The organism is SAR86 cluster bacterium, assembly GCA_023703615.1.
GTDB lineage: Bacteria > Pseudomonadota > Gammaproteobacteria > Magnimaribacterales > D2472 > MED-G85.
Genome location: CP097971.1, coordinates 325,175 through 346,576 on the forward strand (window position 1 = coordinate 325,175; position 21,402 = coordinate 346,576).

Genomic DNA, 21,402 nt, shown 5'->3' on the forward strand with positions numbered 1-21,402 from the left:
TGATGTAAAAATCATACTCTTATGTCTGAATCATTATTAAATCAAAGCGAGCAAGCAAGAGAAGCTGAAAGAGCTGTTTTAGGTGGTCTTATGTTAGAGACTCATCGTTTTGATACTGTTATACAAGTCATAAAAGAAAATGATTTTGATGGCAAAGACCATCAAATTATTTTTCAATCAATGTCAGAGCTGGTGGAAGAAAATAAGCCTCTTGATCCCTTAACGGTATCAGAAAAGCTTGATAACAAAAATTCCTTAAATAAGATTGGTGGAAAAGATTATCTTATTGAGCTAGCAACAACAACTCCCTCAGCTGCCAACCTTGAGGCATACGCAGAAATTGTTAGACAAAGATCAATTTCAAGGAAATTAATGAAAGCAAATTCTGAAATTTCTGAATTGATATCAAATCCTCAAGGACAAGATGGTGCTGCTCTTTTAGATAAAGCTGAAAGTATGATCTTCTCACTAAATGATGAAACAAATCTCAATGATAAAAGCCTTCAATCAATGAGAGAGCTCATACCCTCAACAATGGATAGACTTCATGAATTATCCAATAAAAAAGGTGGGTTAATTGGCTCATCTACTGGCTTTAAAGATTTAGATAAAAAACTTCAAGGAATTCAAGAGGGAGATCTTATTGTTGTAGCAGGAAGGCCAAGCATGGGTAAAACTTCTTTTGCAATGAATGTTGCTGAAAATGTCTTGTTAGATGATGATTCAAATGGTGCAGTTCTAATATTTAGCTTAGAAATGCCAGGGGAATCTCTTACAACTAGAATGCTATCTGGAATGAGTAAATTAGATCAACAAAATGTGAGATCTGGCATGCTGAAGGATGATCAATTAAAACTTCTTTTAAAAGAGGGCGAGAGATTAAAAAATTTACCACTTTGGATAGATGATAGTTCATTATTATCGCCAATGGAGTTAAGAGCAAAAGCAAGAAGATTGGCTAGAACAGAAGAGAACGGATTGTCACTAATAGTTGTTGATTATCTTCAATTAATGCAATTACCCGCTTCAAATGAAAATAGGGTAAATCAAATTTCTGAAATATCGCGTTCTTTAAAATCTCTGGCAAAAGAACTAAATGTTCCAATAGTTGCATTATCTCAGCTTAATAGAGCAGTAGAGCAAAGACCAAATAAAAGACCAATAATGGCTGATCTCAGAGATTCGGGTGCAATTGAACAGGACGCTGATGTTATTTTGTTTATATACAGAGATGAAGTCTATAATGAAGACTCTGAGCAAGGAAACAAGGCAGAAATAATAATTGGAAAACAAAGAAATGGGCCAATAGGGACTATATACCTAACTTTTCTTAAAGAATTTACTCGTTTTGAAAATTTTTCTAATGATGGCTTTTACGAATCATTTGAATGACAAGACTTACAACAGAGCTCTTAATAGAACCAAATATCGTTAGAGAAAACATAACTAAACTAAAGAGCAAAATAAATAATTCTTCAAATTTTATGGCTATCATCAAATCTGATGCATATGGCCATATTCTATCTAAAATAGTTAATGATATTGATGATTTGGTTGATGGCTACGGTGTTGTTCGTCTTGAGGAGGCAATACAAATTAGAAAAATTTCAAAAAAAAAGATTTTGTTGATGCAAGGTATATATTCAAATGAAGACCTTCATGAAGCAATTTCATATTCTTTAGATCTTGTTATTCATAACAATCATCAATTTAAAGTAATAAAAGAAAATAATTATTTTAACAATCTTTGGTTCAAAATTAATACTGGAATGAATAGACTTGGCTTTGATGAAGACGAGTTTATGAATATTTATAATTCTTATTTGACTGACAAAGAATTTATTTTAATGTCTCATCTCGCAGCATCAAATGTTGTAAATGAGCCATCAAATAAGGCGCAGTTTGATAAATTTGATAACTTATATAAAAAATTACATTCTAATGTTGCAAAAAGCATTGCAAATACAGGATGCATAATGAATTTTCCAGAAAAATCCTATGATTGGGTTAGAGTTGGCATAGGAATTTTTGGTGGTTATATTGGTAATGAAGAACTTAAAACTGCGATGACTCTCAGATCTCCAATAATAAATATTAGAGATATTAATAAAGGTGAAAAAGTTGGCTATGATGGAAGAGCAATCGCTAAGAAAAATATGAAAATAGCTACTGTTTATATGGGTTACGCAGATGGATTACCAAACCATATTAAAGACGGGACTACTGTAAGAATTAAAGATCAAGACGCAAATATTTTTGGCAAGGTTAGTATGGATGTAGCGACTGTTGATATTACGAATATTAAAAATTGCAAAATTGGAGACTGGTGTGAATTTTTTTCACCAGAACATTCAATTAATAATTTAGCTTCGTCAAATAATTTAATATCATATGATCTGATGATTAGACTCAAATCAAGAGTTAAAAGATATTATAAAAATATTTAGATTTACTTCATCATTTAGATGAATATCATTTAACTATTAAGTTCTTTCTGTTATTCTAATATCCCATCATGATTAAATTTACTGATGGCAGAAACTAAATACATTTTCATAACAGGCGGAGTAGTCTCTTCTCTCGGAAAAGGTATAGCTGCAGCATCCATAGGAGCGCTTCTGGAATCAAGAGGTCTATCTGTATCATTAATTAAAGTCGATCCCTACATAAACGTTGATCCTGGAACAATGAGTCCATTTCAACATGGAGAAGTATTTGTAACAAATGATGGCACCGAAACAGATCTAGATCTTGGTCACTATGAACGATTTGTAAGATTTCAAGCATCAAAAAAAAATAACTTCACTGCAGGAAAAGTTTATGAAACAGTTATTAGAAATGAAAGAAAAGGAAGATATCTTGGAGGCACAGTTCAAGTAATTCCTCACATAACAAACGAAATTAAAAAGAGAATTAAGGAGGGTGGTCAAGGAAAAGACATTGCTATTGTAGAAATCGGAGGAACAGTTGGAGATATTGAGAGTCAGCCATTTGTTGAAGCAATTAGGCAAATGGCATTGGATCTTCCATCATCATCATGGGCTTTTGTTCATCTTACTTTAGTGCCTTACATAAAAGCTTCTGGAGAACTCAAAACTAAGCCAACACAACATTCTGTAAAAGAACTGAGATCATTGGGAATTGGCCCTAATTTATTAATTTGTAGATCTGAACAAGAGTTACCAAAAGATGAAAAAGAAAAAATAGCACTATTTTGCTCAGTTCATAAGAATAATGTTATCTCTATGCATGATGTAGAAACAGTATATTCAATTCCAATACTGCTTAATAAACAAAAAGCAGATCAGATAATTCTTAAAAAGTTAAACATTAATTCAAAAAATCCTAACTTGTTAGATTGGAAAGGTGTTGTGAGGGCGAAACTTCAACCAAAAGGTGAAACAAATATAGCGTTCGTTGGAAAATATACTGAACTTAAAGATTCTTATAAATCAATTAACGAAGCTTTAGATCATGCAGGTATTAAAAATAAAATTAAAGTAAATATAAATTTTGTTGAAGCTGAAACTATTACAAGAAGAAATGTCAAAACTATTTTGAAAGATTGTGATGGAGTTCTTGTTCCAGGTGGCTTTGGGATAAGAGGAGTTGAGGGAATGATAAATGCTTGTAAATTCGCAAGAGAAAATCAAATACCTTATTTAGGAATATGTCTTGGAATGCAAGTTGCCCTAATAGAATTTGCTCGAAATGTTCTAAATCTTAAAAACGCTAACAGTACTGAGTTTAATGCAAAAACAAAATATCCTGTAATTGCACTTATTACTGAATGGAATGATATCTCTGGCAAGAAAGAGAAAAGAAATAAAAATTCAGATCTTGGAGGAACTATGAGACTTGGAGGACAATTATGCAAGCTTAAAAAGTCCTCAAATGCTTATAAAATGTATAAAAAAGACGAAGTTATTGAGAGGCATCGACATAGATACGAAGTAAACCCTTTCTTCAAAGATATGATGGTAAATGCTGGATTAAGTATTGCTGGAACTTCAATTGACGACAAGCTTGTTGAAATGATAGAAATTAATAATCATAAATGGTTTTTAGCATGTCAGTTCCATCCTGAATTCACTTCCAATCCAAGAGATGGACATCCTATTTTTAATAGTTATATTAAGAGTACAATAGTAAAGTGATTATGAATGCGTTAAACCTAAGAAATTTCGAGATTAGTAATAATAAAACCATGACCCTTATGGGAGGAGTTAATGTATTAGAATCTAGAGATCTTTGTATGGAGGTAGGGGAAAAATTTAAATCTATTTCAGACGATTTAAAAATTAACTATATATTTAAAGGTTCTTTTGACAAAGCAAATAGAAGCTCTATTGACTCTTTTCGAGGTCCAGGACTAGATGAAGGATTGAAGATTTTGGAGGAAATATCTAAAGAATTTGATATTCCAACTATCACAGATATTCATGAGCCAGAGCAAGCTAAACCTGTTGGTGAGGTTTGCGAAATTATTCAAGTTCCTGCATTCTTGGCAAGACAAACTGATCTAGTAATTGCTGCAGCTAAGACTGGTAACATTCTTCAATTTAAAAAGCCACAATTTCTATCTGCTCCAGAAATGAAAAATATAATTAAGAAATGTGAGTCAGCTGGAAATAGTAAAATAACTCTCTGCGAAAGAGGCAGTTCTTTTGGATATAACAATTTGGTTGTTGACACTCTAAATTTTCAAATTCTAAAAAATTTAAATAAACCAGTTATATTTGATGTTACGCATTCGCTTCAACTTCCTGGAAGCCAAGGTAATTCTGCAGGTGGAAGGAGAGAATACCTCTTCAGTCTTGCAAAAGCTGGATTATCTCAAGGAATCGCTGGATTGTTTTTAGAGGCCCATCCTGATCCCGACAAAGCTAAATGCGATGGACCATGTGCCTTAAAATTAGAAATGCTAGAACCATTTCTTGTTCAGCTTAAAGAATTAGATGATTTTATTAAAAATCAAGATGCGCTAGAGATCTCATAAGAAATGTCAAAAATATCTTCTATAAAATCTATACAAGTCTTAGATTCAAGAGGACTGCCAACAGTTGCCTGCAGGATAACACTTGAAAATTCGCTTACTGCTGGAGTAATGATTCCAAGTGGTGCATCCACAGGTAATAAAGAAGCAATTGAACTTAGAGATAACAGAGATGAATATATGGGAAAGGGAGTTATCGATGCAGTTAACAATATCAATGAAAAAATCAAGCCTCTTCTGATTGGTATTGACCCATCGGATCAAAAACAAATTGATACAATGCTTATTGAATTAGATGGTACACCTGATAAATCAAATATTGGAGCAAATGCAATTCTTGCTGCATCTCTTGCATCATGTAGAGTAGCAGCAAAAGATAATGATATGAGTTTACATTCATATTTTAGTTTTTTGTATAAAGAAATTACTGGAAATACAGTTTTTTCATCAATTCCTATGCCAATGTTAAATATATTAAATGGAGGAGAGCACGCAAATAACAACATTGATATTCAAGAATTTATGATAATTCCTAAAGCTGCTAAAAACTTTAGAGAGGCAATGCAATGGTCCTCTGAAATATATTGGAACCTTAAGAAGATTTTAAAAAAAAATGGCCACTCAACCGCAGTAGGTGATGAGGGTGGTTTTGCACCAAATTTAAAATCTAATGAAGACGCAATTAAGCTTATAGTTGAATCAATATCAGCTTCAAAATTAAAACCAGGTGAGGATGTTTTTTTATCGCTAGATTGCGCTTCAAGTGAATTTTACAAAAACAAAAAGTATCATTTAAAAGGAGAACAAAAAATCTTAGATTCGAAGGAATTTACTGACTACTTATCAAATTTAATTGATAGTTATCCAATTATTTCAATTGAGGATGGTATGGATGAAGATGATCATGAGGGGTGGAATATTTTAACAAAAAAAATTGGTTCACATTGTCAATTAGTTGGAGACGATTTATTTGTAACAAATAAAGATATACTTTTAGATGGTATTAATAAAAATTTAGCAAACTCAATTTTGATTAAGTTTAATCAAATTGGATCAATAACTGAAACTATTCAAACAATTGATTTAGCAATTAAGCATGAATATAAGTCAATAATTTCTCATAGGTCTGGTGAAACAGAAGATACTACGATTTCAGACCTTGCTGTTGGTCTAGGTGTTGGCCAAATTAAAACTGGTGCTCCATGTAGATCTGACAGAGTTGCAAAATATAACAGATTACTATGGATCGAAGAGGAGAATTCTAAATTAAGTTTTTCTAAATGAATAAACTATATTATTTGATAAGTTTATTTTTATTTATATTAATTATTCTTCTGTTGCAGAGTATTTTTTTTGGTAATAACAGCTTTAAAGCTAGGACATTGCTTGAACAAGAAAACAATGAACAAATTAAAGAGAATAATGACCTTAAAGAGCAAAATGAAATTTTAGAATTTGAAATTAAAAATGCACAAAGTTCAAATGAACATATTGAAAATTTTGCAAGAGAAAAGCTAAATCTTACATACCCAGATGAAGAGTTTATTATATTTGAAGAACAAAAGAACGCAGATGAAGAATAAAATTTTAGCAGTAATTCCAGCAGCAGGATCTAGTGAAAGATTTAATAGTGAAGAATTAAAACAATATGCCGATTGTGGAGGACGCTCTGTATTAGAGATGGCAGTTAGTCCATTTCTTGATTCAGAAATTATCACAAAAGTTATTATATGTATATCTACCAATGATACATTTATAAAAAATCAAAATTTCATTAATGATCCTAAAATTTTATTAATAGAGGGTGGTTCTACTAGAGCTCATTCAGTATTGAACGCACTTCAACATGAAGAGTTTAATGATTACCAATATGTGATAGTCCATGATGCGGCTAGACCAAATATTACTGAAGCTGATATAAATAAAATACACAACGATATAGTTTGTAATGCATCAGATTGCGCAATACTATATCAACCCTTAACTCAGTCAATAAAGCAAGTCTCAAAAAATATTGATAAAACTTTAGATAGATCCAAATATTACTTAGTACAAACTCCAAATATTTCTAAATTAGATAAATTAAGAGATCTCCTTAAGAATTTAATTAATAAAAACATTGAAGTACCTGATGAATCATTTGTATTTGAATTTTCAAATTTAAAAATAACTAAAGTTTTAGGAAGATCTTCAAATATAAAAATTACTTTCAAAGAGGATTTGGAGTTAGTGAGAAAATTTTCAACTAGAATAGGCACAGGTTTTGATCTTCATAAATTTATTCCTGGAAAGGGCATCCTTTTAGGCGGACATTACCTTGCATGTGATTACGATGTTGAAGCTCACTCAGATGGAGATGTTTTACTCCACTCAATTGCAGATTCAATTTTAGGTGCATCAGCTCAAGGGGATATTGGATATTTTTTTTCAGATAAAGATGAAAAAAATAAAAATATAGATAGTAAAGAAATCATAAATTTTTGTATTGAAAAATTAAATGAATTAGAGTTAGAGATATATAACTTAGATACAACAATAATTTGTGAATATCCAAAAATAAATCCGCATAGGGATGAGATAATTAAATCATTATCTAAGATTTTAAAAATTTCAGAATCTAAGATTGGGTTAAAGGCTACAACCTCAGAAAAAATAGGAATAATTGGAAAAAATAAAGCAATTGCTGTTCAGTCAGCAGTAAATTTAAAAAAAATTAAATGAAAATACTTTTAACAAATGATGATGGTTATGATGCACCAAATATTGTTTCCCTATATAAGAAGTTATCTAAGAAGCATGATGTTTGGATTGTTGCTCCTGAAAAAAATTGTAGTGGCATGAGTGCTGCAATATCTTTTCTTAAGGAAATAGAAGTCAGAAAGGTTGCTGATAAAATATTTGCTGTTGATGGAACGCCAGCAGATTGCACATATTTAGGATTATTAAGCATTGTTGATTTTGAATTTGATATTGTTATTTCAGGAGTAAATCATGGAGCAAATATCGGAAATGATGTCATTTATTCTGGAACAGTTGGCGCAGCTGTTGGGGGAAGAAAATTAAAGTATCCTCCCATTGCAATTTCTGTAGCATCTTATTCGACTTTAAATATAGATTTTATTGTAAATAAATCTTCCGAACTTATCGATAAAATAATTAAACTGCCTGCTATCTTCGATGGTAAAGTTTTTAATATAAATTTTCCTGATTTGAATGAGAAAAAATGTAAAGGCATTAAGGTTACAGGGGTTGCAAAAAGAGATATTCCTGCAAAACCGATTGAAGTTGAATCAGAGAATGATAACAAAAGATATAGATATAACCTTTCTGGCAAACCAATCAAAGAATCAATTACGACAGATGCTGATGCTCTTCAAGATGGATTTATTTCAGTATCAATTCTTGATTATGGTCTAGATAACCCAAATCTAAGAGAAAAGTTAACAGATTTTATCTATGAATAATTCTGGGTTTGCTTTTAGGCGCGTTCGTGAGGAAATGATAGAAACTCTTTTGGAAATGGGCATTAAAGACTTTAGAGTGCTCGATGCTATGTCTCAAATTCCAAGGCATATTTTTTTAGACGAAGCCTTAAGATCTAGGGCATACGAAAACAGATCCCTTACAATTGGCTATAAACAGACAATTTCTCAACCATATATTGTTGCAAAAATGACCGAATTGTTAATATCTCACACAAACTCTAGAGGAAAGATTTTTGAAAATATTTTAGAACTGGGATCAGGTTGTGGTTATCAATCAGCGGTCTTATCTTTCTTTAGTCAAAAGGTTGATTCAATAGAAAGAATTAAACCGCTTGTTAAAAAATCAATAGAGAATTTATCAAATTTAAATATAGAGAATGTTGCATTTATTCATGGCGACGGTTATCAAGATTGGGATAAGAAAAAAAAATATGATGGTATTTTATGTGCAGCAGCTCCAAGAGCCTACCCTGACGATTTAATTTCAGTATTGAATGTAAATGCAAAGTTAGTTATTCCAGTGGGTGGCACCTCACAAAAGCTAGTTGTTATTTCAAAAAGTATAAATAACGAAATCGAAGAAAAAAAATATGATGACGTATCATTTGTACCTATGCTTGCTGGAAAATCAGATGATGGTTCTGAAACATGAAAGATAAAATTAAATATTTTATCGCAGGTATTTTTATTGGATTGTCTGAATTATTGCCAGGAATTTCTGGTGCTACCGTGGCATTAATGTTTGGCGTTTATAAAAAAATATTAAATTTTTTAACAAAATTTAAAGATTTTAATTTTATGGTTCCTCTCATATTTGGAATGTTATTAAGTATTTTTGCATTTTCTACATTAATAGATTTTTTATATAAAAATTACACCAGCATATTTAATTTTTTAATAGCATTATTGATGATTGGATATGGATGCTTTTTGGTAATAAATACCTATTTAAATGAAAATATTTCTAAGGGGAAATTTTTTTATGTGAATATTTTTTGTGCGGTTTTTATTGGTTTTTGCTTAAGTGGATTTTACATGGATGGTCTTTATAGACCTGATGGCCCATTTATTCCATCATCATTATCATTGATTATTTTTGGTTTTTTTGCCTGTTCATTTTTACTATTTCCTGGAGTTTCAGGAAGTGCATTTCTCCTTGCTGCTGGAGTATATCCTTATATTATTGGTAGTATTTCTGAATTGAATTTTGAAGTTTTATTTCCCTTTGCAATTGGCATGCTTGTCGCCGCTATTATTATGCCTAGAATTATTAATAGAGCATATGATAAATATGGAAAATCAATTTTAGTTTTTTTTGGTGGATTGATTTTAGCTGTAGGTATAAATTATCTGTTATAAGAACTTTTTTTTATCTTTAATTTCTTTATATTTTTCTGCATCTGGAAGAGGTTCTTTCGATTCGGTTATATTTTCATAGACATCTGAAAGTCTTGCATTAATTTCAATAAATTCTATTTGATCTTGTGGTAATTCATCTTCAGAAAAAATTGCGTCAATAGGACACTCTGGCTCACAAAGAGCACAATCAATGCATTCATCCGGATGTATAACAAGAAAATCAGGCCCTTCATAAAAACAATCTACCGGACACACCTCAACACAGTCGGTATATTTACATTTAATGCATGCTTCAGTAACAACAAATGTCATTTTCGATTTTTTTAATTGAATTTATAAATAAACTTTATGACAAATAGAAAAAAAAATATATAAAAAAGCATATTTAAGTTGAATATTTTAATAATAGTATTATACTGTATGTATATACAGTAAGGAGTTCAACATGGGAAAATCAAAAGATACTAGTGGTAAAACACTTAAGGATACACTTGCAGACATAGATAGTCACTTCGGTAAAGGTACCGTAATGAGAATGGGAGATAGAGAAAATCTAGATATCCCTTCAATCTCAACAGGCTCTCTTGGACTTGATGTTGCTCTTGGGATAGGTGGGATTCCAAAAGGAAGAGTTACAGAAATATATGGACCTGAGTCCTCTGGCAAAACTACATTGACACTGCAAATAATTGCTCAATGCCAAAAAGAGGGTGGAACTTGTGCTTTCATAGATGCCGAGCATGCACTTGATCCTCAATATGCAGAAAAACTTGGAGTAAATGTTGATGAACTATTACTGTCTCAACCAGATACAGGTGAACAAGCTCTTGAAGTTGCTGATATGTTAGTAAAATCTAAAAGCGTAGACCTAGTAATTATTGATTCAGTTGCAGCACTAGTTCCAAGAGCAGAAATAGAAGGTGAAATGGGAGATCATCATGTAGGATTACAAGCAAGATTGATGTCACAAGCACTTAGAAAGATAACAGGAAATATTCAACGTTCTGGCGCCACAGTAGTTTTTATTAATCAGATAAGAATGAAGATTGGAGTTATGTTTGGAAGTCCTGAAACAACAACTGGTGGTAATGCTCTTAAATTTTATTCATCAGTTAGGCTTGATATACGCAGAATAGGTTCCGTAAAAGAAGGTGATGAAGTAATGGGTAATGAGACTAGGGTAAAAGTTGTGAAAAATAAAGTATCCCCACCATTTAAACAAGCTGAGTTTCAAATTATGTATGGATTAGGTATAAATCAAGAGGGCGAGATACTTGATTATGGCAATAAATTAGGACTAGTTGAAAAGTCTGGTGCCTTCTATAAATTAGATGGTGAAACTATTGGTCAAGGCAAGGTTAAGGCCAGCATGTTTCTTAAAGAAAATGCTAAGATTAGAAACAAACTTGTAAAAGAAATTCGATCTTCATATATCACCTCTAATTCAAAATAATTTGTTTTTTGATACAATCCTTGTTAATTTAAAGTTAACAGGGATTCTTTATGGCAGAAAAAGCATATATTGTTGAAGCAGTTAGAACTGCTGGAGGAAAGAGAGATGGTAAACTCAGTAAATGGCATCCTGCGGATTTAGGTGCACAAGTTTTAGATGAGTTAGTAACTCGTCTTGATATGGATCCAGCACTTGTAGATGATGTTATCTTTGGTTGTGTTGATCAAGTAGGCGCCCAATCTGGAAATATTGCTCGAAATGCAGTTCTTTCTTCATCTTTTCCTGAATCAGTTCCAGGCACCTCTGTTGACCGTCAATGTGGATCATCTCAGCAAGCAATTCATTTTGCAATTCAGGCAGTGATGTCTGGAACTCAAGATATTGTAATAGGTGGTGGCGTTGAGGTAATGTCAATTGTTCCAATTGGTGCTTCAGTTACTGATGGCTTTAATGCAGGTCATGGATTCCCTTTTGACTCAGATGGTATGAAAGTAAGATATCCAAATGTCTTTTTCTCCCAATTTACAGGAGCAGAACTTGTTGCAAATAAGTGGAAACTTTCAAGAGAAGATCTTGATTCTTTTGCATTAGAAAGTCATCAAAAAGCTGCTTATGCTACAGAATCAAAATTTTTTGATAAAGAAATTCTTCCAGTTATAGGTAAAAATGATAATAACTTTAACGATTTAGTTTTTAGTGATGAGGGAATTAGATTCGATGCTTGTTTAGAAAAACTAGCTGGCCTTAAGCCAGTAACAGAGGGAGGTGTTATTACTGCAGGAAATGCCAGTCAAATTACTGATGGAGCAGCCGCGGTTATTATTTGTAATGATAATGGCCTAAAAAAAATAAAGGCAAATCCTAGAGCAGAGATTGTTGCTATTTCAGTTGTAGGTGACGATCCCGTATTTATGTTAACAGGCCCAATACCAGCATCAAAAAAAGCTCTTGAATTTGCTAATTTGTCTATAAATGATATGGATCTTTATGAAGTGAATGAAGCTTTTGCTCCCGTTCCTTTAGCATGGGCAAAAGAGTTAAATGCAGATCATTCAAAACTCAATGTTAATGGCGGCGCAATGGCACTTGGCCACCCTCTAGGTGCAACTGGTGCAAAATTAATGACTACTCTTTTGCATGAAATGGATAGAAGAAAATCTAAATATGGCCTTCAAGCTATTTGTGAAGGTGGTGGAACAGCTAACGCAACAATAATTAAAAGAGTAAGTTGAAGAATATCTCTCTGAAACTTTATAACTATAATGCATTCAGTTCTTAAGAACACATATGCGAGAGAACTTTCAAATATATCAAAAAAATGTATTCCTTCTGGCTTCAACAACTCACAAATTCTCTTAAAAAATTATAGTCTTGGGGAAGAACTAGGTTTTAGTAAGGAGTTTTTAGATTCTGATGAGTGTGTGAAAATATTTTCTGGAAATACATTACTTAAAGATTCAATACCAATTGCTCAGGCTTATGCAGGCCATCAATTTGGACAATTTAATCCACATCTTGGTGACGGAAGGGCGATTCTATTAGGCGAAATAAAAAATTATGATATTCAATTAAAAGGCATCGGAAAAACACCCTTTTCGAGAAGAGGAGACGGTAACTCTGCATTAGGTCCCGTCCTAAGAGAATATATAATAAGTGAATTTATGAACTCAGCAAATATACCTACGACAAGATCATTATTCGCTATAAAAACTAATGAAAATGTATTAAGGGAAACAAAACTTCCTGGAGGTATTTTAACGCGTGTTGCAAAAAGCCATATCAGAATAGGGACATTTGAGTTTGCAGCAATGCAAAATATTAAAACTTTAAAGAAATTAGCAGATTATTCTATCTCTAGACATTATCCTGATCTAAAGGATGTAGATGATAAATATTTAAAGTTTTTTGCTTCAGTTTGCAATAGACAAGCAAAACTTGTTTCAAAATGGATGAATATTGGGTTTGTTCATGGGGTTATGAATACTGATAATATAACAATTTCTGGAGAAACTATTGATTATGGTCCTTGTGCATTTATGGATAGCTATGATCCAGAAATTGTATTTAGTTCAATCGATATTGGCGGAAGATATTCTTACAAAAATCAGCCAGCAATTCTTATATGGAATCTTTCTAAGCTAGCACAAACACTAATACCTTTGATAGATAAAAAAGAGAATAAAGCAATAGAAAAATTGACTGAAGTTTTGCAGCATGTAATGCCATGCTATCAAGAATATTTTTATAAAGAATTAGGAAAAAAATTGGGCTTAGAATCACTAAATAAAAAACATATTATACTAATAAAAGACTATCTTAAAATTTTAAAAAGTGAATCAATTGACTTTACTTTATCTTTTAGAAATTTATCAAATATTCTCGGCAAAATAATGACAATTGAGGATTCAGTTTTCGTAAATGTAAATGATTTCAAAAAATGGTTAAAAAACTGGAATGATGAAATTTCTAAAAAGATCAATATAAAAGATGTTATAAAAAAAATGGATCTAATTAATCCTTGTTATATTCCAAGAAATCACATTATTGAAAATGCTCTACATAATGCATTAAATGGTGATATGTCTTTGATAGAAGAACTAATGCAGCTTTATAAAAATCCTTTTGAAGAACAAGAAAAAAAAGATCTGTTTAAAAAGCCAGCTGAGACTAGATCTCAATATGTAACGTTTTGTGGTACTTAAAACTTGTGATTATAGTTCGTCTTCCCATTCAAATTTTGGTAGTTCTTTAAAGAGATTTCTTAAGCCATTTGACCATTTGCTTGATAAGTCTGAAAAGAAGGGCGTTTTAAATTGCAAATGCTCTTCTTGTGATATCGACATAGAATCTATCTTATAAGCAATTAAATCTATAGGTGGACCAACAGTAAGATCACTTTTCATTGTTGAGTCAAATGAGACGAGGGCACACCTTGCGGCATCACCTAGTGAAGTCTCGCTTCTTATAAGTCTATCCAATATTGGCTTGCCATATTTTGTCTCACCAAGTTGAAAAAATGGCTTAATTTCAGATGCTCTTATATAGTTACCAACTGGATAAACCATCATGAGGTCTGGATCTTGTCCTTGGATTTGACCACCAATAATAAAATTTGAACCAAGATGCGTATTAACCGAAATCCCATCTGTTTTTGAATGATTCCATGAAATTTGACCAATATAATCAGCAATTTCATCAAAATTATTACAAGTATTTAGACTAGCAAGTGGACTTTTAGAATCAAGGTCATTTCTAAGAGTCTTAAAAACATGTTGGGATGTAGATAAATTTCCAGAAGTAACAATAACTATGCATCTATCGCCAACGGCATATGTGAACATTTTCTTATAAGTAGAAACATTATCTAAGCCAGCATTAGTTCTGGAATCAGATGCCATAACAATTCCATCTTTCATTTTCATTCCAACACAATAAGTCATATTTTTTGATCACCTTTATTAAGATTAAATATTTTATATTTATATAACAAAAAAATACATAATATTTGCTACCTTTACATCTTGTTTTAATAGATCTTAAAATATAATGTATATATAAACGTTCATCTTTTAATGAAAGACGGAAGTAGGTTAGAACCGAAGGAACGCAAAATGCTATCTTATCTGATTTAACTTTTATTAATTGAATAACATAAAAGTTATGAAAAACATAAAAAAACAAGGAACTAATTTTTTTAACGAATATTTAAATGATAAAAATATTCCTCGAAGAGGTTTCACAAATGTTTTTAATTATTTTTCTAAACTAACTAGTGCTAAAAAGTATTCTCTAACAAAAATGCGTGATTCTGTTATTCGAACTATGGGCGTAACTTTCCGTGTATATAACAAAAAGAAACTTGTTGATAGAGAATGGCCATTAGATTTAATGCCAAGGATAGTTAAACAAAGAGAATGGGACTTAGTGCAAGATGGCCTAATCCAAAGAACAAAGGCAATCAATTTATTTATAGATGATGTTTATCATAAGCAAGAATTTTTAAATAAAAATCCTGTTTTGAAATCACTAATCTTAGATTCACCCAACTATCTTAAAGAATGTAAAAATATTAAACCAAAAAATAAGATGTGGGCAAATATATCTGGTATTGATTTAATTAAAGATCACAATGGTAAGTTCTATGTTTTAGAGGATAATCTAAGAGTTCCTTCAGGTGTTGCTTATATGCTTGAAAATAGAAACATAATGAAGAAAGTTGTACCAAATCTTTTTAATAAATATCAAGTTTCTCCAGTTGATGATTATACTTCTCAACTATATTCATGCTTACTAGATGCCAGCTATTCAAAGGACAAAAAAAAGACAGTTGTAATTTTAAGTCCTGGCGTTTTTAATTCAGCTTATTTTGAACATGCCTATTTAGCACAACAAATGGGCATTAATCTTGTTGAATCAAAAGATTTATTTTTATCAAAAGATAATTTTGTTTATATGAAAACAATTCAAGGTAAAAAGAAAGTTGATGTGATCTATAGAAGAGTAAATGATAACTTTCTTGACCCTAAAGTATGGATTAAAGATTCCACATTAGGAGTTCCTGGCATTATTAATTCATGGAAAGAAAAGAAAATAGCCATTGTAAATGCTCCAGGCTCTGGTGTTGCAGATGACAAAGCTGTCTATGCTTTTGTTCCAAAAATGATTGAATTTTATTTAGGTGAAAAATCAAAACTTCGTCAGGTTAAAACATATCTCTGCGCATTTGACAAGGATAAAAAGTATGTTCTGGAGAATATAAATAAGCTCGTCTTAAAACCTGTTAATGAGTCAGGAGGTTATGGAATTATGATAGGACCAAATGCATCAAAAAAAGAAATTAATGAATACAAATTAAAAATAATAGCTAATCCAAGAAATTTTGTTGCACAACCATTAATAAAACTATCAACTACTCCAACTCTTATAAAAAATTCTATTCAACCTCGTCATATTGATTTAAGACCATTTATATTGTCTGGAAAAAAAATATTTGTTACAAAGGGAGGCCTTACAAGAGTAGCACTTAAAAAAGGCTCAACTATTGTTAACTCCTCACAAGGTGGCGGCAGCAAAGACACATGGATAATACATTAAAATGCTATCAAGCATTGCTGAAAAAATATATTGGCTTTCAAGATATATAGAAAGAGTAGAAAATACATCAAGACTAATTAATGTGAATTCCGATCTACTTTTAGATATACCTCATGATGAATCAAATGATTTAAAGCATTTAATTCAAATCACAGGCCATATAGAAAATTTTAAAAAACCTAATTATAAAGAAAATGTATTTTTCTTTTTAATAGAAGATGAAACCAATCCGTCATCAATAAAATTTTCTCTTGAAATGGCAAAAATGAATTCAAGATATCTTCTTACAATGCTACCAAAATCTGCATGGGAACAATTTAATAATTTATACACAGATTTTACTATTTCAAAAAAAATGAGGAGAAATAGTGATGATCTCTATCAAATCATTCGAAATTCTCAAAGATTTTTTGCTATTATTTCTGATGGAATGCAGAGAAATAATGTATTTAATTTTATTAAACTAGGTAGATTTATTGAAAGGGCGGACATGTTATCAAGAATTATTGAAGATCAAATCTTAAGAAAGGAAACTTATGTAAACAAATATTATCAAAATCTTCAATGGAGCAGCGTCTTGAGATCAATAAATGGATATGAATCATTCAAGTCTATAAACAAAGATAACTTAAATCAGGAGATAGTTTTAAAATATATAATTATGGAAAGATTATTTCCAAGATCATTAAAATACTGTGAAAATAAACTGCTAGAAGTTTTAAAATATTTACCAAGATCTAAAAAAATACTAAACACTTCTCGGGCTTTATTGAAAGATTTTTCAAACAATAATTTTTATAAAAACGATAAGAAAATTCTAAAACTTCTAGATGACTTTCAATTAGGTTTAATTAAATTGGATAAAGAAATACACGAGAGATTTTTTATATATTAATTTTTAAAGAAATCTAATATTGTTTTAATATCATCAATTGGATTCACAGAATTTTTGCCATTTCTACCTAATAATTCAATCTCCTTGTTTTTAAGAAAATTTTTACCAATAATTATATTTAGAGGAATACCTATAAGTTCTGAATCTTTAATTTTAGCTCCGTATCCGTCTTTTCTATCATCTAGGATAACCGAATAGCCCATTTCACATAATTCTTGATATAAATCATTTGCAGCAGATGTAATTTTTTCATCCTTATTATGACCAATTGAAATTATGTTTATATCAAATGGAGCAATACTATGTGGCCATATAATTCCCTTTTCATCGTAGTTTTGCTCTATAGCAGCAGCAACTAATCTAGAAACTCCAATGCCATAACAGCCCATAAAGAGCGTTGACTTTTGCCCATCTGAATTCAAAACACTAGCATTCATTGATTCTGCATAAAGCTTACCTAATTTAAAGATATGTCCAACTTCAATTCCTTTTTTAACTTGAATAACTCCGTTACCATCAGGTGATGGTTTACCGTTAAGAGAATTGATGTCTTCATCATCTTTTAGTAGTAATTCTGTATTAATTGCAAATTCTGATGAATCACTTATTGCTATCGAATCTTCACCATTTTCAGCAAGAACGTGAAATTCTTCTGAGCTATCACCACCAATTGCACCAGAGTCTGCTTTAGAAATCTTAAAATCTAGACCAATTCTATTCAATACTCTTTTATATGTGTCTCGCATTGACAAATATGTTTCTTGAAGAGACTCTTCATCTATATTAAAACTATATGAATCTTTCATTAAGAATTCTCTGCCTCTCATAATTCCATATCTTGGTCTCACTTCATCTCTAAATTTAGTTTGAATTTGATATATATTTAAAGGTAGCTCTTTATAACTCTTAATGTTATCTCTAATAATATCAGTGATAATTTCTTCATGGGTAGGGCCAAGACAAAAATTTCTTTGATGCCTGTCTTGAATTCTAAGCAATTCAGGACCCATTTTTTCCCATCTTTGAGTTTCTTCCCATAGTTCTTTTGGCTGAACCATAGGCATAAAGACCTCTTGAGCTCCAGAAGCATTCATTTCTTCTCTAACAATATCCTCTACTTTTCTGAGAACGCGAAGTCCAATTGGAAGCCAAGAATAAATTCCTGATGCTACTTTGCGTATCATCCCAGATCTAAGCATTAGTTTATGACTAACTATTTCAGCTTCTTGCGGAGCGTCCTTTAGCGTAGGCAATAGTAGCTTTGAAAATAACATAGTTTATAATTTTATCTTTTTTTAGGTAATTATGCCGATTTATGACTATAAATGTTCAAAATGCGAACATCAAATTGAAGTAATACAAAAAGTAAATGATGAACCAAAGACTTTTTGTACAAAATGCAAAAGTGAGAGTTTGAAAAAACTTGTTTCAGCTCCGTCCTTTAGATTAAAAGGAGGTGGTTGGTATGAAACAGACTTTAAAACAGGTAAAAAAAAGAACATTTCAACAAATGAAGCAGCAAATACTGATAAAATTAAGAAAACTGCTAAACCAACCTCCAACGAGAGCTCTAAACAAGATAAAATTAAGGATTAAATAGGGAATATAAATGAAATCTCATTATTGTGGTGAAATTACCTCTTCTAATCTGAAGGAAGAAATAACAATTTGCGGATGGATTCACAGAAGAAGAGATCATGGAGGTGTGATTTTTCTTGACATAAGAGATATCAGGGGAATATGCCAAGCAGTTGTAAATCCTTCAAATAAAAAATCTTTTGAATTAGCAGAATCAATTAGAAATGAATATGTCGTTCAGATTTATGGAGTTGTAAGGAAAAGGCTTGAAGGCACAGTTAATAAAAATATGTTTACGGGTGAAATAGAAGTAGAAGTTGAAAATATAAATATATTAAGCAAAGCAAATACTCCAGTATTTCCAATTGATGAATATCAAGAGGTTAATGAAGATGTGAGATTAAAAAATAGGGTACTAGATTTAAGAAGACCAGAAATGAATGAAAGAATTATCACTAGATCAAAAATTACATCTTTAGTAAGAAATTATTTAGATAAGAATGAGTTCCACGAAATTGAAACACCAATACTTACCAAGGCAACGCCGGAAGGTGCACGAGACTATATTCTTCCAAGCAGGGTTCAGCCTGGAAGCTTTTATGCTTTACCTCAGTCACCTCAATTATTTAAGCAGCTCTTGATGATCGGTGGTTTAGATAAGTATTATCAAATTGCAAGGTGTTTTCGAGATGAAGATTTAAGAGCTGATAGACAACCCGAGTTTACTCAAATAGATATAGAAGCATCTTTTTTAAGCCAAGAAGAAATAATGGACATTAGTGAAAAGATGATAAAAAAAATTATCAAAGAGTTTTGTAATGACTCATTGAAGAAATTTCATATCATGGATTGGCATGATGCAATGGAGGGTTATGGATGTGATAAGCCTGATCTAAGAATTCCTCTGAACCTTGTTGATATATCAAATAGTGTTAAAGATGAGGAATTTAAAGTTTTTTCAGAACCTGCAAAGAAAAAAAATTGTAGAGTAGTAGCACTTAAAGTGCCTAATGGTAACTCTTTATCTAGAGGACAAATAGACGACTATACAAAATTTGTTTCAAAGCTTGGCTCAAAGGGCCTTGCTTATATAAAAGTTAATGATGTAAATGACTTAGAAAATGGTATTCAGTCACCGATATTAAAATTCTTAAAACCACTAACAATTTCAAATATATTTAAAGAATTAGAAGTTCAAACAGATGATTTAATATTTTTTGGTGCAGGCTCAGAGTCTGTTGTTAATTTATCAATGAGTAGTCTAATAAAAAAACTTGGAGAAGATTTAAAGCTGTTTACATCAAAATGGGCACCATGTTGGATTATAAATTTCCCAATGTTTGAAAAAAATAATGATGGCAATATAACACCACTTCATCATCCCTTTACTTTGCCAAAATGCTCAAAAAAAGAATTAGAAGAAAATCCAGAAAATTCTATTGCTTATGCATACGATCTTGTATTAAATGGTTATGAAATTGGGGGCGGTTCTCTAAGGATATATGATAAAGATATGCAACAGGCAATTTTTGATATTCTTAAAATTTCTCGAGATGAAGCAAACACCAAGTTTGGTTTTTTATTGAAAGCACTAACCTCAGGATGTCCACCTCATGGGGGTATAGCATTTGGTCTAGATAGAATAGTAATGCTAGTAACAGATACTAATAATATAAGGGATGTCATAGCTTTTCCTAAAACACAAAGCGCTACATGTCTATTAACTGATGCTCCGAGCAAAGTCGAACAGGAACAACTTGAAGACTTAAAAATTGTAAGCACTCATAAGGAAGAATAGTTTATGGCTGGTCATTCAAAATGGGCAAACATAAAACATAGAAAAGCAAGGCAAGATGCTTCCAGAGGCAAAGTATGGACAAAAGTAATAAGAGAAATTACTGTTGCTGCAAAGGACGGACCAGATCCAAATGACAATCCGCGGTTGAGATTAGCATTAGAAAAAGCTAACGCTGCAAACATGCCAAAAGACACCATCAAACGAGCTATCGAAAAAGGTTCTGGTACAGGTGATACTGGTTCATTAGAAGAAATTATATTTGAAGGCTATGGACCTGGCGGTATCGCTATTCTTGTAGAAACAATGACAGATAATCGCAATAGAACTGTTTCAGATGTGCGACACGCATTTTCAAAATTTGGAGGGAACCTTGGAACAGATGGCTCTGTTTCATATTTATTTAAAAAACTTGGGCTGATACATATATCAAAAGAATATACAGATGAAAAAATAATGGAACTAGTAATTGAGTCTGGTGCAGTTGACTATACAGAAGAGGATGAATTTTTTGAAGTAATAACAGATGCAAATGATTTTAATAATGTTCTTGAAACTTTTAAGCAAAAAAGTGTCGGATACATAAATGCTCAGTTAACTTTAAGAGCTGAAACATACATAAATATTGATCAAGAAATGTCAGAAAAAGTTATAAATATTATGGAATTTATGGATAATCTTGATGATGTTCAGGAAGTTCATACTAATGCAGAATTTACAGAAAATTTTGAAACAAAAGGATAGATA

At 31.4% G+C, this 21,402-nt stretch carries 21 protein-coding genes and 1 riboswitch; of the genes, 18 read left to right on the forward strand and 3 right to left on the reverse strand.

The window, feature by feature from the left end; all coding sequences use genetic code 11:
• Nucleotides 1-21: 21 nt before the first annotated feature.
• The 10 genes from dnaB (at nt 22) to M9C80_01800 (ending at nt 9,840) form a co-directional block, all read left to right on the forward strand.
• The gene (dnaB, locus tag M9C80_01755) at nt 22-1,392 is read left to right on the forward strand and encodes a replicative DNA helicase (protein ID URQ69902.1); all 1,371 of its coding nucleotides are present in this window, start codon (nt 22-24) and stop codon (nt 1,390-1,392) included.
• Nucleotides 1,389-2,447, forward strand: coding sequence for an alanine racemase (gene alr / locus M9C80_01760; GenBank protein URQ69903.1), 1,059 nt, complete (start codon nt 1,389-1,391; stop codon nt 2,445-2,447). The genes dnaB and alr overlap by 4 nt, the downstream gene beginning before the upstream one ends.
• 84 nt (nt 2,448-2,531) lie before the next feature.
• Nucleotides 2,532-4,157: a CTP synthase gene (locus M9C80_01765; protein URQ69904.1), complete on the forward strand. Its 1,626-nt coding sequence runs from the start codon at nt 2,532-2,534 to the stop codon at nt 4,155-4,157.
• Between the two features lie 2 nt (nt 4,158-4,159).
• Entirely contained in the window at nt 4,160-4,999 is an 840-nt protein-coding gene (gene kdsA, locus M9C80_01770; GenBank protein ID URQ69905.1) for a 3-deoxy-8-phosphooctulonate synthase, read from the forward strand.
• A gap of 3 nt (nt 5,000-5,002) precedes the next feature.
• Entirely contained in the window at nt 5,003-6,280 is a 1,278-nt protein-coding gene (eno, locus tag M9C80_01775; protein ID URQ69906.1) for a phosphopyruvate hydratase, read from the forward strand.
• Nucleotides 6,277-6,579: a septum formation initiator family protein gene (locus M9C80_01780; GenBank protein URQ69907.1), complete on the forward strand. Its 303-nt coding sequence runs from the start codon at nt 6,277-6,279 to the stop codon at nt 6,577-6,579. Before eno ends, M9C80_01780 begins: the two co-directional genes overlap by 4 nt.
• Nucleotides 6,569-7,717 (forward strand): 2-C-methyl-D-erythritol 2,4-cyclodiphosphate synthase, encoded by a 1,149-nt coding sequence (gene ispF / locus M9C80_01785; GenBank protein ID URQ69908.1) that lies wholly within the window; start codon nt 6,569-6,571, stop codon nt 7,715-7,717. Before M9C80_01780 ends, ispF begins: the two co-directional genes overlap by 11 nt.
• Entirely contained in the window at nt 7,714-8,460 is a 747-nt protein-coding gene (gene surE, locus M9C80_01790; GenBank protein URQ69909.1) for a 5'/3'-nucleotidase SurE, read from the forward strand. Before ispF ends, surE begins: the two co-directional genes overlap by 4 nt.
• Nucleotides 8,453-9,133 (forward strand): protein-L-isoaspartate(D-aspartate) O-methyltransferase, encoded by a 681-nt coding sequence (locus tag M9C80_01795; GenBank protein URQ69910.1) that lies wholly within the window; start codon nt 8,453-8,455, stop codon nt 9,131-9,133. Before surE ends, M9C80_01795 begins: the two co-directional genes overlap by 8 nt.
• On the forward strand, nt 9,130-9,840 hold the full coding sequence (locus M9C80_01800) for a DUF368 domain-containing protein (GenBank protein URQ69911.1): 711 nt from the start codon (nt 9,130-9,132) through the stop codon (nt 9,838-9,840). Before M9C80_01795 ends, M9C80_01800 begins: the two co-directional genes overlap by 4 nt.
• On the opposite strand, the gene M9C80_01805 is transcribed toward M9C80_01800, so the two are convergent.
• Nucleotides 9,835-10,152 carry a ferredoxin family protein gene (locus M9C80_01805; GenBank protein URQ69912.1) on the reverse strand — a complete coding sequence of 106 codons (318 nt, stop codon included), beginning with the start codon at nt 10,150-10,152 and terminating at the stop codon, nt 9,835-9,837. The genes M9C80_01800 and M9C80_01805 overlap by 6 nt on opposite strands.
• Before the next feature lie 133 nt (nt 10,153-10,285).
• Between M9C80_01805 and recA the strand changes: the two genes are divergently transcribed.
• Genes recA through M9C80_01820 form a run of 3 tightly spaced genes read left to right on the forward strand, consistent with a single transcriptional unit; the run spans nt 10,286 to nt 13,995 of the window.
• Entirely contained in the window at nt 10,286-11,293 is a 1,008-nt protein-coding gene (recA, locus tag M9C80_01810; GenBank protein ID URQ69913.1) for a recombinase RecA, read from the forward strand.
• 50 nt (nt 11,294-11,343) lie between these two features.
• On the forward strand, nt 11,344-12,525 hold the full coding sequence (locus tag M9C80_01815; GenBank protein URQ69914.1) for an acetyl-CoA C-acyltransferase: 1,182 nt from the start codon (nt 11,344-11,346) through the stop codon (nt 12,523-12,525).
• Between the two features lie 30 nt (nt 12,526-12,555).
• Entirely contained in the window at nt 12,556-13,995 is a 1,440-nt protein-coding gene (locus tag M9C80_01820) for a YdiU family protein (GenBank protein ID URQ69915.1), read from the forward strand.
• Nucleotides 13,996-14,004: 9 nt separating this feature from the next.
• Here the strand turns inward: M9C80_01820 and M9C80_01825 are convergent, their stop codons facing one another.
• The gene (locus M9C80_01825; GenBank protein URQ69916.1) at nt 14,005-14,709 is read right to left on the reverse strand and encodes a 20S proteasome subunit A/B; all 705 of its coding nucleotides are present in this window, start codon (nt 14,707-14,709) and stop codon (nt 14,005-14,007) included.
• Nucleotides 14,710-14,850: 141 nt separating this feature from the next.
• Nucleotides 14,851-14,904, forward strand: a riboswitch (Glutamine riboswitch).
• A 49-nt stretch (nt 14,905-14,953) separates the two neighbouring features.
• Here M9C80_01825 and M9C80_01830 point away from each other — a divergent pair.
• Complete coding sequence (locus M9C80_01830) at nt 14,954-16,387, forward strand: circularly permuted type 2 ATP-grasp protein (GenBank protein ID URQ69917.1); 1,434 nt, start codon at nt 14,954-14,956, stop codon at nt 16,385-16,387.
• Nucleotide 16,388: 1 nt separating this feature from the next.
• Nucleotides 16,389-17,282 carry an alpha-E domain-containing protein gene (locus tag M9C80_01835; protein ID URQ69918.1) on the forward strand — a complete coding sequence of 298 codons (894 nt, stop codon included), beginning with the start codon at nt 16,389-16,391 and terminating at the stop codon, nt 17,280-17,282.
• On the opposite strand, the gene proS is transcribed toward M9C80_01835, so the two are convergent.
• Entirely contained in the window at nt 17,279-18,556 is a 1,278-nt protein-coding gene (gene proS / locus M9C80_01840) for a proline--tRNA ligase (GenBank protein ID URQ69919.1), read from the reverse strand. The genes M9C80_01835 and proS overlap by 4 nt on opposite strands.
• 31 nt (nt 18,557-18,587) lie before the next feature.
• On the opposite strand from proS, the gene M9C80_01845 reads away from it, so the two are divergent.
• From M9C80_01845 to M9C80_01855, 3 genes are read left to right on the forward strand one after another with little or no spacing between them, the layout of a single operon-like run.
• Nucleotides 18,588-18,878, forward strand: coding sequence for a zinc ribbon domain-containing protein (locus M9C80_01845; protein URQ69920.1), 291 nt, complete (start codon nt 18,588-18,590; stop codon nt 18,876-18,878).
• A 13-nt stretch (nt 18,879-18,891) separates the two neighbouring features.
• The gene (gene aspS, locus M9C80_01850) at nt 18,892-20,658 is read left to right on the forward strand and encodes an aspartate--tRNA ligase (protein ID URQ69921.1); all 1,767 of its coding nucleotides are present in this window, start codon (nt 18,892-18,894) and stop codon (nt 20,656-20,658) included.
• Nucleotides 20,659-20,661: 3 nt separating this feature from the next.
• Nucleotides 20,662-21,399 carry a YebC/PmpR family DNA-binding transcriptional regulator gene (locus M9C80_01855; GenBank protein URQ69922.1) on the forward strand — a complete coding sequence of 246 codons (738 nt, stop codon included), beginning with the start codon at nt 20,662-20,664 and terminating at the stop codon, nt 21,397-21,399.
• The last annotated feature ends 3 nt before the right edge of the window (nt 21,400-21,402 follow it).